The sequence below is a fragment of the Pseudemcibacter sp. genome, from assembly GCF_965661635.1.
Lineage (GTDB): Bacteria > Pseudomonadota > Alphaproteobacteria > Sphingomonadales > Emcibacteraceae > Pseudemcibacter.
Genome location: NZ_CBFIEP010000001.1, coordinates 13,284 through 28,369, shown reverse-complemented (window position 1 = coordinate 28,369; position 15,086 = coordinate 13,284). Strand labels below are relative to the sequence as shown.

Below are 15,086 nucleotides of genomic sequence, written 5' to 3'. Positions count from 1 at the left end.
TAATGACGCTGGTAAACCAGAGATTAGTATTGAACTGAAATATCACGAAGGTGATCCTGTGATCCGCGAAATTAAACGCGTTTCAAAACCTGGTCGCCGTGTTTATTCATCCGTTGGTGATTTGCCACGTGTGCGTAACGGTCTTGGTATTTCTATTGTATCAACCCCTAAAGGTGTACTTTCCGACGCTGAAGCTCGTGCTGAAAACGTTGGTGGCGAAGTCATCTGTACAGTATTCTAAGGAGAACAAATATGTCTCGTATTGGTAAAAAAGCTGTACAAATTCCTAGTGGCGTTGAAGCGAACTTGAAGGATAATGTTCTAACCGTAAAAGGTCCAAAAGGTTCGCTTGATATGACTTTCGTAAGTGAAGTCGACGTTAAATTGGAAGATGGCGCAGTAGAAGTGACACCACGTGGTAACGGCAAACGTGCTCGTTCTATGTGGGGAATGCAACGCACAATGGTAAGCAACCTAGTTGAAGGTGTGACTGATGGTTTCACTAAAAAGCTAGAGCTTAATGGTGTTGGTTATCGTGCACAGATGCAAGGTAAGAATATTAATCTTCAACTCGGTTTTTCTCACGACATTTTATATGAAGTGATGGATGGTGTTGAAGTCAAATGTCCAAGTCAGACAGAGATTGTTATTTCTGGCATCGACAAACAAAAAGTTGGCCAAGTTGCGGCAGAAATTCGTGAATATCGTAAACCTGAACCTTATAAAGGTAAGGGTGTTAAATACGAAGACGAATATATCTTCCGTAAAGAAGGCAAGAAGAAATAGGTGGATCATTATGCTTAAAGGTAAAAAATTATTTGAACGTCGCCGCAATCGCGTGCGTACGAGCCTACGTAAAGTGGCTAATGGTCGTCCACGTCTATCTATTCATCGTACAAATCAGCATATGTATGCTCAAATTATCGATGATACGAATGGCGTGACTGTTGCTGCTGCTTCAACACTTGATGAAGCACTAAAGAAGGTCAAAGTAGGAAGCAATTCAGAGGCTGCTGCAGCCGTTGGTAAATTAATAGCGGACCGTGCTAAGAGCGCTGGCGTTGAACAAGTTGTTTTTGATCGTGGTGGTTTCTTATACCATGGTCGCGTAAAAGCGCTTGCAGATGCTGCTCGTGAAGCTGGTTTGAATTTCTAAGGAAAAGAATATGGCAAGAGCAGAAAGAGAACCTCGTCAGGAAAGTGAACTAACTGAAAAGCTCGTTCACATTAACCGGGTTGCTAAAGTAGTAAAAGGTGGTCGTCGTTTTGGTTTCGCAGCACTTGTAGTTGTTGGTGATCAAAAAGGTCGCGTTGGTTTTGGTAAGGGTAAGGCCCGCGAAGTTCCAGAAGCAATTCAAAAAGCAACTGAAGCAGCGAAAAAGAATATGATTCGTGTTCCACTACGTGAAGGTCGTACTCTTCATCATGATATTGAAGGTCGTCATGGTGCAGGTAAAGTGGTTATCCGTTCAGCACAGCCTGGTACAGGTATTATTGCGGGTGGTCCGATGCGTGCAGTGTTCGAAGCACTTGGTGTTCAGGACGTTGTGACAAAATCACTTGGAACATCTAACCCTTACAACATGATCCGCGGTACATTTGATGCATTATCCAAACAGGTATCTCCTCGTATGGTCGCATCACGTCGTGGTAAAAAAGTGAGCGATATTGTTGCTCGTCGCGGTGACCGTAAAGCTGCCGCTGAAGCTACGGAGTGATTTTAGATGGCGAAGAAAACATTAAAAGTGACTCAAATCGGTAGCCCGATTCGTCGCACAAGCGACCAAAGAGCGACATTGATCGGTCTTGGTCTAAATAAAATGCACCGTACTCGCGAGTTGGAAGATACACCAGCCGTGCGTGGTATGATCCGTAAGGTTCGCCACATGGTCAAAGTTGAAGGTGAATAGGTGGAATTATGAAACTTAATGAACTAGCAAATAAACCTGGTTCTACTAAACCGAGAAAACGCGTTGGTCGTGGTATCGGTTCTGGTACAGGTAAAACAGGTGGCCGCGGTGTAAAAGGTCAAAAGTCACGTTCTGGTGTAGCTATTAAAGGCTTCGAAGGCGGACAAATGCCAATTCACATGCGTCTTCCAAAGCGCGGTTTTAATAATATTAACAGTAAAACATTTGTTCCTGTAAATATTGGCCGTCTTCAAGAAGCAATTGATGCGAAGAAACTTGATGCGAAGAAAACAATTACTGTTGCTGAACTTAAAGCTGCTGGTGTTGTAACACGTGTAAAGGATGGCGTTCGTCTTCTTGGAAATGGTGCACTTAAAGCCAAAGTGAATATTCAAGTTAGTGGTGCTTCTGCAGCGGCGATTGCTGCTGTTGAAAAAGCGGGCGGTACAGTTTCTGTGCCTGCTGCGGTTGAAGCAGAAGCAAAGTAACCCTATATAGAAATAATTGATATTCGAGCGATAGGATAACGTAAAGATGGCATCAGCAGCGGAACAGTTAGCAGGAAACCTTAATTTCAGTGCTTTTTCAAAAGCAACTGAACTTAAGCAACGTATATGGTTTACGTTGATTGCGTTAATGGTTTACAGATTAGCAACTTATCTTCCTCTGCCTGGCATTGATCCTATCGCTTTAGAACAAATGTTCTCACAAAATCAAAGTGGCATTCTTGGAATGCTTGATCTGTTTAATGGCGGTGCCATTCAGCGAATGAGTATAATTGCTCTTGGTATTATGCCCTATATTTCATCCTCGATTATTATGCAGCTTGCCTCTTCTATGAGTGTGAGGCTTAAGGAATTGAAGAAAGAGGGCGAATCTGGGCGTCGTAAAATTAATCAATATACGCGTTACGGTACCGTTATTCTTTGTATTGTGCAGTCCTATGCGATTGCGACAGGACTTGAAAGTAATATTGCCGTTGATCCTGGAATGTTTTTCCGCATGACGACTGTGATTACATTGGTTGGTGGTACTATGTTCCTTGTGTGGCTAGGTGAGCAGATTACGGCACGTGGTGTCGGTAACGGTATTTCACTTATCATCTTTGCCGGTATTGTTGCGCAATTGCCTATCGCGATTGTTAGTACGCTTGATATGAGTGCTAAAGGTACCTTAGGTGGACCACTAGTGATCGTCGCGTTATTGGTTATGGTTGTTGCTGTTATTGCGTTAATCGTATTTGTTGAACGTGCTCAGCGCCGTGTTCTTATTCAATATCCAAAAAGACAACAAGCAAACGGTATGAGCCAAGGTGAGCAATCACATATGCCACTTAAGCTAAACACCGCAGGTGTTATTCCGCCGATCTTTGCTTCATCTCTATTAATGTTACCAATGTCACTCGCGGGCTTTGCCTCCGAAGACAGTCCTGAATGGATTACAACGGCGACCGCGCTTCTCGGCCCAGGTCAGCCGCTTTATATGCTCTTTTACGTTCTTGGTATTGTATTCTTCTGTTTCTTCTATACAGCACTTGTATTTAATCCAGACGAGACAGCGGATAACTTAAAAAAATACGGTGGTTTTGTTCCGGGTATTCGCCCAGGCAACAATACTGCAAAATATCTTGATTATGTTCTAACCAGGTTGACTGTCGTAGGTGCAATTTATCTGTGTGCAATTTGTTTGCTACCGGAAATTTTAAGAGCACAATATGCGATCCCGTTTTACTTTGGTGGTACTTCGCTATTGATCGTGGTTAATGTAACCATGGATACAGTAGGCCAAGTGCACAGTCACCTTATGGCACACCAATATGAAGGCTTGATGAAAAAATCTAAGCTTCGTGGTGGGAAAAGGCGTCGCAGATGATCATTATTTTATTAGGCCCTCCGGGTGCTGGAAAAGGCACTCAAGCACAAAAAATTCAAAGTTCGCAAGGACTGGTGCAGCTCTCTACAGGTGATATGCTTAGAGCCGCCGTCTCTGCTGGAACGGAAGTTGGCAAAAAAGCCAAAGATTTCATTGAAGCGGGTAAACTCGTTACCGATGAAATCGTTGTTGGAATTATCGCGGACCGTATTGAGGAAGACGATTGCAAGCAAGGTTTCTTGCTTGACGGTTTCCCACGGACCGTTGCACAGGCGGAAGCCTTAGATAATATGCTTAATCAAAAATCTTTAAAACTCGATGGTGTCATCGAAATGAAGGTTGATGATGAAGCTCTCGTGGATCGGATTACAGGACGTTACACATGTGCGGATTGTAATCAAGGATATCACGAGGAAAACCTAAAGCCCAAAGTTGACGGCGTCTGCGACAACTGCGGCTCTACGAATTTCAAACGCCGAGCTGATGATAATCGGGAAACTGTGTCATCTCGCTTGGAAAGCTACCATGCTCAAACAGCACCTCTTCTTCCATATTATGAAAGTCAAGGTGTATTGAAAACGGTAGATGGGATGGCTGATATCAATGATGTTACCACCCAAATAAATGATGTATTAGGGTCCTTGGCATAAGCCTTGTGTCTATGGATTAAAGTTTTTTTAAAAAAGCTTTTTTTCAAAGGTTGACTAAGTGAACTTAATACCTATAATCGCGCAACTTCACGTTATGCTTTTTAGTATGACGGAATTTGCTGAACTTGTTTGAATTTTTAGATCGGGAGAAACGATCGTGGCGCGTATTTCTGGCGTTAATATACCCACTGCAAAGAGAGTGGAAATCGCATTAACCTACATCCATGGGATTGGGCTTACATCTGCGAAAGAGATTTGTAAAAAAAATGGCATTTCACCGGAACGTCGTGTGAATGACCTTAGTGATGCGGAAGTAATTAAAATCCGTGAAACAATCGATGAAGAATATCTTGTAGAAGGTGATCGTCGTCGTGAGGTAGCTATGAACCTTAAACGTTTACTTGACCTTGGTACATACCGTGGTCTTCGTCACCGTAAGAGATTACCTGTTCGTGGTCAACGTACTAGCACAAATGCACGTACCCGTAAGGGTAAACGCATTGCGATTGCCGGTAAGAAGAAATAAGGATACTGAACAATGGCTACTGAAAAACGTGTTAAGCGCAAAGAGCGTAAAAACATTACAAACGGTATTGCACATGTGAATAGCACATTTAACAATACAATTATTACTATTGCTGATGTTCAGGGAAATACTATTTCCTGGTCAACTGCTGGCGCAATGGGCTTTAAAGGGTCTCGTAAGTCAACACCTTACGCTGCTCAAATGGCTTCTGAAGATGCTGGTAAAAAAGCAATGGAACATGGCATTAAAACATTAGAAGTTGAAGTTAAGGGACCAGGTTCTGGTCGCGAATCAGCTTTGCGTGCTTTAATGGCATTAGGAATTACTATTACATCGATTCGCGACGTAACACCTATCCCACATAATGGGTGTCGTGCGCCGAAACGTCGTAGAGTGTAAATTGTAGCGTCTCTCTTTCCATTAGGTAAGAGAGCGTTATTTATTCGGGCCTGATAGATATAGATAAGGATTTAAACGTGATCCAAAATAACTGGCAAGAGCTAATTAAGCCGACTACCATAGAAATTATTCAAAAGGGAGAAGGACGTAGAAAAGCAACCGTAGTTGCAGAACCACTAGAACGTGGTTTTGGAATGACTTTAGGTAATGCACTTCGACGTGTGCTTTTATCGTCTTTACAAGGGGCGGCTGTAACAAGTGTACATATTGATAATGTGCTTCACGAATTTTCTTCAATCGCCGGTGTGCGTGAAGATGTGACAGACATTATTCTTAATATTAAGAAACTCGCCGTGAGTGTTGAAGAAGAATTTGAAGGTGCACGTCGCCTTACTCTTCAAGCAACTGGACCGGGTGAGGTAACTGCAGCATCAATTGAAGAAGTGAATGGTATTACTATTCATAATCCAGATCTTGTGATCTGTAACCTTGATGATGGTGCAGATCTTCGTATGGAGCTTACTGTAGACACTGGCAAAGGCTATGTAGCCGCTGTTAAAAATCGTGCGGATGATGCGCCAATTGGACTTATTCCGATTGATAGTCTGTTTTCACCTGTTACACGTGTTAGCTACAAAGTGGATAACACACGTGAAGGTCAAATTCTTGACTATGATAAGCTCACTATGGACATTGAAACAAACGGTACAGTGACACCGGAAGATGCGATTGCATTTGCAGCACGTATTTTACAGGATCAACTTCAAACATTCATTAACTTTGATGAGCCTGAAGATGCAATGGCTGATAAAGTGTCAGATGAGCCAGAGTTTAACCGTAATCTTCTTCGTCGCGTTGACGAACTTGAACTTAGTGTTCGTTCGGCCAACTGCCTTAAGAATGATAATATCGTTTATATTGGTGATCTTGTACGCAAGACAGAAGCAGAAATGCTTCGTACGCCAAACTTCGGTCGTAAATCACTAAATGAAATCAAAGAAGTTCTTTCCTCAATGGGGCTTCGTCTTGGTATGGAAAACCCGGGATGGCCGCCAGAGAATATTGAAGAGATCGTTAAAAAGTTAGAACAAGAATTTTAATTAAATGGGACGGGTCCGATAACGGATACCCCCTCAAGGAGTAAAGGATATGCGCCATCGTAAAGCTGGGCGTAAGCTTAACAGAACTAGCAGTCATCGTAAGGCGATGTTTGCAAACATGGCTTCAGCGCTTCTAAAGCATGAGCAAATTATAACAACTTTGCCTAAGGCAAAAGAACTTCGTCCAATTGTTGAGCGTCTTATCACGCTTGGTAAACGCGGTTCTCTTCATGCACGTCGTCAAGCAATTTCAAAATTGCCTGCGTCTGATAAAGAAATAGTGCAGAAATTATTTGATGTCCTTGCAGAACGTTACAAAGAACGCAATGGCGGTTATACACGTGTTCTTAAAGCAGGCTTCCGTCATGGTGATGCCGCACCGGTTGCAGTGATAGAACTTGTTGACCGTGATGAAGATGCAAAAGGTCAAGATAGCGGCCCAGTATTTGATGACGACATCGAAGAAGAAGCCGTAGCATAACTTTGTTATGATTAAAGAATTTAAAAAGCAGCCTGATTAGGCTGCTTTTTTTATATGAATTTTTTATTTTAAAATGTCGCCAGATGTTGCGACTCTTAATATATAATTCTATAAATAAGTATATTTAAATACGTTCAGAAGGAAAAACAAAATGGCTCTTAAACCCGGTGTGGTCTGTGGTGAAGATTATGTTGAACTTGTAAACGCATGTAAAGAAGGCGGCTATGCGTTAGCGGGCGTAAATTGCGTTGGAACAAACAGCGTTAACGCCGTTATGGAAGCGGCAGCAAAAAATAACAGCGATGTTATAATTCAGTTCTCAAATGGTGGAACACAATTTTTTGCGGGCGCAGCTATGGAAGATGCATTTCAAGCAAAAGTACTAGGCGCTGTTTCTGCAGCGCAACATGTACATTTGCTAGCAGAACATTATGGTATATGTGCCGTATTACATACGGATCATGCAAACCGTAAACTGGTTCCATGGATTGATGCGCTCGTAGATCATTCAGAAGAATATTATAAGAAAAATGGTAAAGCGCTTTATTCGTCACATATGCTTGACCTCTCTGAAGAAGATATAGATGACAATCTTAATGAATGTGCACGTATGCTTGAACGTATGGCCAAACTAGATATGAGTTTAGAAATAGAGCTCGGCATAACTGGCGGTGAAGAAGACGGCGTCGGACATGATATCGAAGAAGGGGCCGATAGCTCACATCTTTATACTCAACCCGAAGACGTTTTAAAAGCATATGATCTGCTGTCGCCGATTGGGCATTTCTCAGTAGCGGCGTCATTTGGTAATGTGCATGGCGTTTATAAGCCTGGTAATGTTCAGCTTCGCCCTGAAATTCTTAAAAATAGTCAAGAACTTGTAAGCAAGACACATGGCACTATTGATAAACCGCTTAATCTTGTTTTCCATGGTGGTTCTGGTTCAGAAAAAGATAAGATTGCTGCAGCGATCTCATATGGTGTCTTTAAGATGAATATTGATACGGATACTCAATTTGCTTTTTCAGAAGGTGTTGGTAAATATGTTGAAGAGCATATGAATGCTTTTAAACATCAAATTGATCCTGAAACAGGCGCGCCACTTAAGAAATTTTATGATCCACGTAAATGGCTTCGTCAAGGTGAACTATCCTTCGTAAATCGTTTGGATGAAGCATTTGAAGATCTTGGTTCTGCTGGTCGATCACTTGCAAAATAATAATTAATAACTAGATTTAAAAGGCGGCTCAATTGGGCTGCCTTTTTTGGTTTTTATATGCTTCACAATTTTGCCATTTAAAGCGCATATTTTTAAATGAAGTAATTATGAATTGGATTGATCATGAAAGTTTTTATTAAATTAGGTTTAGGTCTTTTATCACTATTTGCTCTGATGTTATTTCTCATAAATGGGACAATGCAAACATCGTCAGTTGCACAAAATGCGCCTGATAATAGAAGGGTTCCCAATTCAGAGGCGAAAGTAAAGCTTTCTTATGCTCCTGTGGTGCGTGAGGCCGCACCGGCAGTTGTCAATATATATACAAAGCGAGTTGTGCGTACGCGGACTTCACCTTTTTTAAATGATCCGTTTTTTAGTCGCTTTTTTGGTGGTTCTTCAGCGCCTCGGGAAAGAATAGAGAGATCATTAGGCTCTGGCGTTATCGTTCGCGAAGAAGGTATCGTAATCACAAACCATCACGTCATTGACGGTGCAGATGAGATTACTGTTGCTTTATCAGATAGACGTGAATTTGAAGCGGATGTAGTTTTGATGGATGAGAGTACTGATCTTGCAGTTTTAAGGATTGAACCAACGGGTGTGCCTCTTACGACATTGGAATTTAGTGATTCCGATGAGATTGAGGTAGGCGATTTAGTGCTTGCGATCGGAAACCCATTTGGTGTTGGTCAGTCTGTTACAAGCGGAATTGTTTCCGCGCTCGCTCGAACGCAAGTTGGGGACGATGATTATCAATTCTTTATCCAAACGGATGCGGCCGTAAATCCCGGTAACAGTGGTGGCGCACTCGTTGGGATGGATGGAAAACTTGTTGGTATCAATACGTCCATTTATTCGCGTTCTGGTGGCTCTAACGGCATCGGCTTTGCGATACCAGTCAAAATGGTCGATTTTGTGCTTAATGCCGCTTTAAATGATGGGGAGATTATCCGCCCGTGGTTTGGTGCGACAGGACAGGTCGTTTCATCTGATATTGCAGAAAGTCTTGGTTTTGATCGTCCGGGTGGTGTGCTCGTTGACAATGTTTATCCGGATAGTCCGGCTGATCGTGGCGGATTGGAGCCGGGGGATGTTATACTTTCAATTGATGGGGAAGAAATATTTGATACCCAAGGATTAAGGTATTTTATTGGCCTTGGAAATGTCGGCGGTGAAACCATTCTTGATGTTCAAAAAGGCGATGATCGTCGTATTTTGATCATAGAACTTGAAAAAGCACCTGAAGATCCACCCCGCGATATTACCCAGTTAGAAGGTGATCATATTTTTGAAAATATTGAAGTGGCAAACCTTTCTCCTGCCTATTCAAGTGAACTCGGTGTAAATTTATTTGAAAAAGGTGTGATTATTTTAGAGATTGCAAGATCCAGTCCTGTACGCCGATTGAATGTATTACGCCCCGGTGATATTTTTGACAGTGTGGATGGCGAAGATATTCGTACCGTAGATCAACTTGAAGATATTCTTGATGATACAGGAAATGATGTGTCATTTGCTGTTCGTCGTGCAGGCAGATTAATTGAGTGTCAAGCACGTGGGCGGGGAAGCTATTCATGCAGATAATAAAGGGCAATAATGGGTGATCTTTTTAAAAGTGCGGGATTAGAAGAGGCGGCACCCCGTCCGCTCGCTGATCGACTTCGCCCTAAAGTGATTTCTGAGGTGGTTGGGCAAGGGCATTTAACCGATCCTGAAGGAACATTGGGACGTATGCTTGCCGCGGGTCACTTATCCTCTCTTATTCTATGGGGGCCGCCTGGGACAGGAAAAACCACAACGGCACGCTTACTTGCTGAAGATATTGATCTTTATTTCGAGCAAATTTCAGCCGTTTTTTCTGGTGTCGCAGACCTTAGGAAGTGCTTTGAAGCGGCAAAGGAGAGAAGAAGAACCGGTAAGGGGACGCTATTATTTGTGGATGAAATTCATCGCTTTAATCGTTCACAGCAAGATGGATTTCTTCCGTATGTAGAAGATGGGACGATAGTATTAGTCGGCGCGACTACCGAAAATCCATCCTTTGAATTAAATGCTGCGTTGCTTTCCAGAATGCAGGTGTTGACTTTAAATCGCCTAGATACAGCATCAATGGAAGAACTTCTTTCACGTGCGGAAGTATTAGAAGATAAAAACCTACCGCTAACCGAAGAGGCGCGGTTAATGCTTTATAATATGGCCGATGGTGATGGGCGCTATCTATTGAACTTAGCGGAAATACTTCTTGGGCTTAAGTTTGACGATAAACTGGACCCGAATGCGTTATTGCAAGTATTGCAAAAGCGTGCCCCAGTATATGATAAGGATAGGGAAGGGCATTATAATCTTATTTCTGCCTTACATAAATCATTAAGAGGATCAGATACGGACGCTGCACTTTATTGGGCGGGCCGAATGCTAGCAGGTGGTGAAGATCCCTTATATATTCTGAGGCGTCTCGTGCGGTTTGCGATAGAGGATATTGGCCTAGCAGATCCACAGGCGGTAATCCAGGCTAATGCAGCGAAGGAAGTTTATGAATTTCTTGGCTCCCCTGAAGGTGACTTAGCAATTGCGCAACTTGTTATTTATTTAGGAACAGCTCCAAAATCAAATGCTGCCTATATGGCGCATAAGAAATCTTTAAGAAGTGCAAAAGAGACGGGATCATTAAATCCACCAATGCATATTTTAAATGCGCCCACTAAAATGATGAAAGAAATGGGGTATGGAAAAGGATATCAATATGATCACGATGCCAAAGATGGATTTTCGGGTCAAAACTATTTTCCGGACGAAATGAACCGTCAGAACTTTTATAAACCTGTAGAACGTGGTTTTGAAAGAGATATATCCAAACGACTGGAATATTGGGCAAAATTACGCGAAGAGAAAAATTAATCCAATAAATACTCCCTAGTCAGAGGAACATTATCCTGCCATTTTGAAAGTTGAAACTGAAAAACAACATGTCCTAGGTTTCTAAAGGCGCATTCTGCACTGGCTAAATAAAATTCCCACATTCGAAGGAAATTATCATCGTACATTTCTATAATATTTTCTTTATTACTTTCAACTCTAATTCGCCACTCCTTTAACGTATTCGCATAGTGTAGTCTAAGGACTTCCATATCAGTAATGTAAAGCCCACTCTTCTCAATGGCAGGGGCTATTTCTGATAAGGCCGGTGCATAACCACCAGGGAAAATATATTTTTTCGTCCAAGGGTCAGTTTCACCTGGGCCATCAGCGCGGCCAATTGTATGTATTAAAGCTACCCCATCATCATTAAGACATTCATATACTTTATCAAAATAACTTTGATATTGCTTACGCCCTACATGTTCAAACATACCAACTGAAAAAATGCGGTCATATTTTTGGGTAATGGTACGATAGTCTTGTAATTTAAAATCTACTTTTTTATTATTCATAGATCTTTTCTGCGCTACTTTTAATTGTTCTTCGCTCAAGGTCACACCGGTTACGTTAGCGTTTGAGGCCGAATTCAAATGCATTCCTAGACCACCCCAACCGCAGCCAATGTCTAATACATCATGTTCAGGCTTAAGTAATAATTTCTTAGCAATCAAATTCATTTTATTAAGTTGGGCTTGTTCAAGAGTATCATTTTCATCATGAAAGTAAGCACAAGAATATTGGCGTGTATCATCTAGAAATAAGTCATATAAATCGTATGATAAATCATAGTGATGTGACACATTTTGTTTTGATTTTCCCGGCCAATTAATTTGATTAAACCATCCTTTTAATCGGCTATAAGGGTCGCCGCCCATCAAATGAAATGGATTATCAGGACGCCATTCCATATTCTTTGTAATGAGGCTAAGAAAATCATAAATAGTAGATGGCGGCTCAATCGTTAAACTGCCTTCCATGTATGCTTCTCCGGCTTTAAGGTCCGGTTTTAAGAAAATTTTCCATAAAAGTGATTTATCGTGAAAACGTATTGTGATTTCCGGTTCTGGAGAACCAGAAAAACAATGTTTCTTTCCTTTCTCATCAATGATATTTAATGTACCGTATTTAATGAGTTTTTTTAGAAATATTGATAATGGAAACATATAGCCCCCTCTGTCAATTATATATTATTAATCTTAAGTAATGATTCTAAAATTATAATTCATCAAAATTAAGGCAAGGAGCAAGTATTTATGAATATGATTTTAGCTGTCGCTTCTGGTGGCGCGATTGGTGCCGTTGCTCGCTTCTTAGTCGGTAAAGGTGTGCTTAATTTAATGGGACCGGGACTACCCTGGGGAACTTTTGCGGTAAATATTTTAGGTTCATTTATAATAGGGTTATTAGTAGAGGTGTTCGCTTTAAGAATGCACTCTAGTCATGAATGGCAAGGATTTCTTATCGTTGGCGTATTAGGTGGTTTTACCACATTTTCTGCCTTTTCTCTTGAAGTTGCTCTAATGATTGAAAAGGGACAGATAAGTACAGCTATGGGTTATGCGTTCGCGTCACTTTTCTTGAGTGTTGTGGCTTTGTTTATCGGTCTTTATGCTGGAAAAGTTATTTTTTAAAGGTATTTTTATGTCAGGTGTTACGCGCGAATATGTCAAAGAGTCTGAAAATGAATGGCGTCTTGATAAGTGGTTTAAAATTCATTTTCCAGGCCTAAGTTACGGCCGTTTGTCAAAAATTATCCGTAAAGGAGAAGTGCGTGTTGATGGTAAGAGGGTTAAAGTAAACTTTCGTCTAGAGACGGGAATGGAAATAAGACTTCCCCCGCTTGGTAAAGATGAACGAAAAGCGCCAACGGGCCCTAAAAAAGTAAGACATATTTCTGATGCAGATGTCGAATTGATGCGTTCTATGGTTATTTATCAAGATGATAGTGTAATTGTACTTAATAAATTACCAGGACTTGCCGTCCAAGGCGGTACAAATACGCCACGCCATATTGATGGAATGCTTGGCGCACTTCAAGGTGATAAAGAAGAAAAACCAAAACTTGTCCACCGTTTAGATAAAGATACAAGCGGCGTCCTTGTCATTGCAAGAACAGGGAAAGCTGCCAAAAGTCTTACAGAAAGTTTTCGAGGCAGAAAAACCAATAAGATATACTGGGCGCTTGTCAAAGGACGTCCCCCCCAACAAGAGGGAGCTGTACAAGCGCCTCTTGATAAAGAACCTGGCACACGCGGCGAAAGGATGACCGTTTCTGATGAAGGGAAGCGCGCGATAACAGATTTTAAAATTATGGATAGTGCGGCTGGAAAAGTGACTTGGATGTCATTTCGTCCAGTGACCGGAAGAACTCACCAAATTAGGGTCCATGCTACCGTCTTGGATACACCCATAATAGGGGATGGTAAATACGGTGCAAAAGAAGCATTTGTAGATGGCTCAATAAGTAAAAAATTACATCTTCATGCAAGAAGTATTGATATTGATCATCCAGATGGTGGCATTCTTTCAGTGAAAGCCACGTTACCAACACATATGATGGAAAGTTTCGATATGTTTGGCTTTGACGAAAATGATGACAGTAACCCGTTTGAGGAAATGGATAATGTCTGATCCGCTTAAGTTGGCAATTTTTGACTGCGATGGAACGCTTGTTGATGGTCAGCATATGATCATCAGTTCAATGAAGCATGCGAGTAAGAAATTTAATATCCCATATCCTGGAGATGAGCCAGTTAGGCGTATTGTTGGGCTTTCTCTTCTTGAGGCTATATCGCGCGTTTTTCCCCAATTAACAAATAATGATCATCAGGTTTTAAAAGAAGAATTTATTGAGCATTTTCAATATTTGAGAATATTAGATGATTATCATGAGCCATTGTATGATGGTATTCGTGAAACCATAATAGAATTAAATAAAATGGGTGTTTTACTTGGTGTCGCAACAGGTAAATCCACAAGAGGCCTTAAAAACACGTTGCTAAATCATGACCTTCATGATCACTTTATTACATTAAATACAGCTGATGATGGGCCAGGGAAGCCTCACCCGTCTATGATAAACGTTGCACTTTCTGACGCAGGCGTGGAAAAAGAAAATGCATTTATGATCGGTGATACCACATATGACATGATTATGGCAGAAAATGCCGGCGTAAAGTCTGTAGGTGTTACTTGGGGGTATCATCCGGAAGATGAACTTAAGTCATCTGGAGCAAATCATATTATTCATCATATATCTGAACTTATAAATTTGGTGAAATTATAAATGAAACGGTTTTATAAAGAAGTAATAGTAGCTGAGAAAAATGGTTCATATACAGTGAACTTAGACGGCAAAATGATCAAGACTCCTGAAAAATCAATTTGTTTGATGCCAACGAAAGAAATGGCAAAAGCTGTAGCAAAAGAATGGGATAATCAAGAAAAAGAAATTGATCCTCATAACATGCCGATTACAAAGTTAACGAATACAGCAATCGATCGTGTAGGAAAACGTCGTGAAGCGTTAATTGATGAACTAATTGGCTTTGCTGGAAATGACCAACTTTGCTATCGAGCAGACCACCCAGAAGAATTAGTCAAGCTTCAAAAAATGAAATGGGATCCACAACTCGAAAAATTACGTATTAACCATGGAGTAGATCTAAAAATTACAAAAGGTGTGATTTTCGTAGAGCAGAACTCAAGCTCATTATTAAAAATACGTAGTATTATCGAAAAGATAAATGATTTCAGACTAACCGCCTTTTATGGAATGGTCACCGTTACAGGGTCTATCACAATTGGTTTAAATTTATTTGAAAATAATATTAATGTAGATGAAGCTTGGAACGCAGGACATTTGGATGAGAATTTTCAGACTTCACAATGGGGTGAGGATGTAGAGGCCGCCGAGAGGCGTAAAAACCTAAGAAATGAATTGATAAATGCGCATTATTTCCTTGAACTATGCGGGAAATGACGAAAATAGTTGAAGGTAAATAATT

At 41.1% G+C, this 15,086-nt stretch carries 20 protein-coding genes; 19 read left to right on the top strand and 1 reads right to left on the bottom strand.

Features of this window, described 5'->3' with window-relative positions; translation table 11 throughout:
• The 15 genes from rpsH to ACTF6W_RS00105 all read left to right on the top strand — a co-directional run.
• Positions 1–241, top strand: a 241-nt coding sequence (gene rpsH / locus ACTF6W_RS00175; protein ID WP_438992517.1) for a 30S ribosomal protein S8, incomplete at its 5' end; no start/stop codon positions are given.
• Positions 242–252: 11 nt separating this feature from the next.
• Positions 253–786: a 50S ribosomal protein L6 gene (rplF, locus tag ACTF6W_RS00170; RefSeq protein WP_438992516.1), complete on the top strand. Its 534-nt coding sequence runs from the start codon at positions 253–255 to the stop codon at positions 784–786.
• A 10-nt stretch (positions 787–796) separates the two neighbouring features.
• Positions 797–1,156, top strand: coding sequence for a 50S ribosomal protein L18 (gene rplR / locus ACTF6W_RS00165; protein WP_438992515.1), 360 nt, complete (start codon positions 797–799; stop codon positions 1,154–1,156).
• A gap of 10 nt (positions 1,157–1,166) precedes the next feature.
• Entirely contained in the window at positions 1,167–1,718 is a 552-nt protein-coding gene (gene rpsE, locus ACTF6W_RS00160) for a 30S ribosomal protein S5 (protein WP_249034927.1), read from the top strand.
• 6 nt (positions 1,719–1,724) lie between these two features.
• Positions 1,725–1,910, top strand: a complete 186-nt coding sequence (rpmD, locus tag ACTF6W_RS00155) for a 50S ribosomal protein L30 (protein ID WP_438992514.1) — start codon at positions 1,725–1,727, stop codon at positions 1,908–1,910.
• Between the two features lie 8 nt (positions 1,911–1,918).
• Positions 1,919–2,398 (top strand): 50S ribosomal protein L15, encoded by a 480-nt coding sequence (gene rplO, locus ACTF6W_RS00150; RefSeq protein WP_438992513.1) that lies wholly within the window; start codon positions 1,919–1,921, stop codon positions 2,396–2,398.
• A gap of 46 nt (positions 2,399–2,444) precedes the next feature.
• The gene (gene secY, locus ACTF6W_RS00145; RefSeq protein ID WP_438992512.1) at positions 2,445–3,782 is read left to right on the top strand and encodes a preprotein translocase subunit SecY; all 1,338 of its coding nucleotides are present in this window, start codon (positions 2,445–2,447) and stop codon (positions 3,780–3,782) included.
• Positions 3,779–4,432 carry an adenylate kinase gene (locus ACTF6W_RS00140; RefSeq protein ID WP_438992511.1) on the top strand — a complete coding sequence of 218 codons (654 nt, stop codon included), beginning with the start codon at positions 3,779–3,781 and terminating at the stop codon, positions 4,430–4,432. The genes secY and ACTF6W_RS00140 overlap by 4 nt, the downstream gene beginning before the upstream one ends.
• 157 nt (positions 4,433–4,589) lie before the next feature.
• Entirely contained in the window at positions 4,590–4,958 is a 369-nt protein-coding gene (gene rpsM, locus ACTF6W_RS00135; RefSeq protein ID WP_249034932.1) for a 30S ribosomal protein S13, read from the top strand.
• A gap of 12 nt (positions 4,959–4,970) precedes the next feature.
• Positions 4,971–5,357 carry a 30S ribosomal protein S11 gene (gene rpsK / locus ACTF6W_RS00130; RefSeq protein ID WP_438992510.1) on the top strand — a complete coding sequence of 129 codons (387 nt, stop codon included), beginning with the start codon at positions 4,971–4,973 and terminating at the stop codon, positions 5,355–5,357.
• Positions 5,358–5,434: 77 nt separating this feature from the next.
• The gene (locus ACTF6W_RS00125) at positions 5,435–6,457 is read left to right on the top strand and encodes a DNA-directed RNA polymerase subunit alpha (protein WP_438992509.1); all 1,023 of its coding nucleotides are present in this window, start codon (positions 5,435–5,437) and stop codon (positions 6,455–6,457) included.
• A gap of 49 nt (positions 6,458–6,506) precedes the next feature.
• Positions 6,507–6,938, top strand: coding sequence for a 50S ribosomal protein L17 (gene rplQ, locus ACTF6W_RS00120; protein WP_438992508.1), 432 nt, complete (start codon positions 6,507–6,509; stop codon positions 6,936–6,938).
• A gap of 151 nt (positions 6,939–7,089) precedes the next feature.
• Positions 7,090–8,157 (top strand): class II fructose-bisphosphate aldolase, encoded by a 1,068-nt coding sequence (gene fbaA, locus ACTF6W_RS00115; RefSeq protein WP_438992507.1) that lies wholly within the window; start codon positions 7,090–7,092, stop codon positions 8,155–8,157.
• Between the two features lie 123 nt (positions 8,158–8,280).
• Positions 8,281–9,744 carry a Do family serine endopeptidase gene (locus tag ACTF6W_RS00110; protein WP_438992506.1) on the top strand — a complete coding sequence of 488 codons (1,464 nt, stop codon included), beginning with the start codon at positions 8,281–8,283 and terminating at the stop codon, positions 9,742–9,744.
• 12 nt (positions 9,745–9,756) lie between these two features.
• Complete coding sequence (locus ACTF6W_RS00105) at positions 9,757–11,058, top strand: replication-associated recombination protein A (RefSeq protein ID WP_438992505.1); 1,302 nt, start codon at positions 9,757–9,759, stop codon at positions 11,056–11,058.
• Here the strand turns inward: ACTF6W_RS00105 and ACTF6W_RS00100 are convergent.
• Entirely contained in the window at positions 11,055–12,242 is a 1,188-nt protein-coding gene (locus ACTF6W_RS00100; protein WP_438992504.1) for a class I SAM-dependent methyltransferase, read from the bottom strand. The genes ACTF6W_RS00105 and ACTF6W_RS00100 overlap by 4 nt on opposite strands.
• A 90-nt stretch (positions 12,243–12,332) precedes the next feature.
• On the opposite strand from ACTF6W_RS00100, the gene crcB reads away from it, so the two are divergent.
• Genes crcB through ACTF6W_RS00080 form a run of 4 tightly spaced genes read left to right on the top strand, consistent with a single transcriptional unit; the run spans position 12,333 to position 15,061 of the window.
• A complete protein-coding gene (gene crcB / locus ACTF6W_RS00095) occupies positions 12,333–12,710 on the top strand; it encodes a fluoride efflux transporter CrcB (protein WP_438992503.1) in 378 nt (125 codons plus the stop codon).
• Between the two features lie 10 nt (positions 12,711–12,720).
• Positions 12,721–13,710: an RluA family pseudouridine synthase gene (locus tag ACTF6W_RS00090; RefSeq protein WP_438992502.1), complete on the top strand. Its 990-nt coding sequence runs from the start codon at positions 12,721–12,723 to the stop codon at positions 13,708–13,710.
• Positions 13,703–14,365, top strand: coding sequence for an HAD-IA family hydrolase (locus ACTF6W_RS00085; protein ID WP_438992501.1), 663 nt, complete (start codon positions 13,703–13,705; stop codon positions 14,363–14,365). Before ACTF6W_RS00090 ends, ACTF6W_RS00085 begins: the two co-directional genes overlap by 8 nt.
• A complete protein-coding gene (locus tag ACTF6W_RS00080; protein WP_438992500.1) occupies positions 14,366–15,061 on the top strand; it encodes an ATP12 family chaperone protein in 696 nt (231 codons plus the stop codon).
• The last annotated feature ends 25 nt before the right edge of the window (positions 15,062–15,086 follow it).

Coding starts and splice junctions, on each gene's coding strand:
- rplF (WP_438992516.1), top strand. CDS start 253: ATGTCTCGTATTGGTAAAAAAGCTGTACAAATTCCTAGTGGCGTTGAA.
- rplR (WP_438992515.1), top strand. CDS start 797: ATGCTTAAAGGTAAAAAATTATTTGAACGTCGCCGCAATCGCGTGCGT.
- rpsE (WP_249034927.1), top strand. CDS start 1,167: ATGGCAAGAGCAGAAAGAGAACCTCGTCAGGAAAGTGAACTAACTGAA.
- rpmD (WP_438992514.1), top strand. CDS start 1,725: ATGGCGAAGAAAACATTAAAAGTGACTCAAATCGGTAGCCCGATTCGT.
- rplO (WP_438992513.1), top strand. CDS start 1,919: ATGAAACTTAATGAACTAGCAAATAAACCTGGTTCTACTAAACCGAGA.
- secY (WP_438992512.1), top strand. CDS start 2,445: ATGGCATCAGCAGCGGAACAGTTAGCAGGAAACCTTAATTTCAGTGCT.
- ACTF6W_RS00140 (WP_438992511.1), top strand. CDS start 3,779: ATGATCATTATTTTATTAGGCCCTCCGGGTGCTGGAAAAGGCACTCAA.
- rpsK (WP_438992510.1), top strand. CDS start 4,971: ATGGCTACTGAAAAACGTGTTAAGCGCAAAGAGCGTAAAAACATTACA.
- rplQ (WP_438992508.1), top strand. CDS start 6,507: ATGCGCCATCGTAAAGCTGGGCGTAAGCTTAACAGAACTAGCAGTCAT.
- fbaA (WP_438992507.1), top strand. CDS start 7,090: ATGGCTCTTAAACCCGGTGTGGTCTGTGGTGAAGATTATGTTGAACTT.
- ACTF6W_RS00110 (WP_438992506.1), top strand. CDS start 8,281: ATGAAAGTTTTTATTAAATTAGGTTTAGGTCTTTTATCACTATTTGCT.
- ACTF6W_RS00105 (WP_438992505.1), top strand. CDS start 9,757: ATGGGTGATCTTTTTAAAAGTGCGGGATTAGAAGAGGCGGCACCCCGT.
- ACTF6W_RS00100 (WP_438992504.1), bottom strand. CDS start 12,242: ATGTTTCCATTATCAATATTTCTAAAAAAACTCATTAAATACGGTACA.
- crcB (WP_438992503.1), top strand. CDS start 12,333: ATGAATATGATTTTAGCTGTCGCTTCTGGTGGCGCGATTGGTGCCGTT.
- ACTF6W_RS00090 (WP_438992502.1), top strand. CDS start 12,721: ATGTCAGGTGTTACGCGCGAATATGTCAAAGAGTCTGAAAATGAATGG.
- ACTF6W_RS00085 (WP_438992501.1), top strand. CDS start 13,703: ATGTCTGATCCGCTTAAGTTGGCAATTTTTGACTGCGATGGAACGCTT.
- ACTF6W_RS00080 (WP_438992500.1), top strand. CDS start 14,366: ATGAAACGGTTTTATAAAGAAGTAATAGTAGCTGAGAAAAATGGTTCA.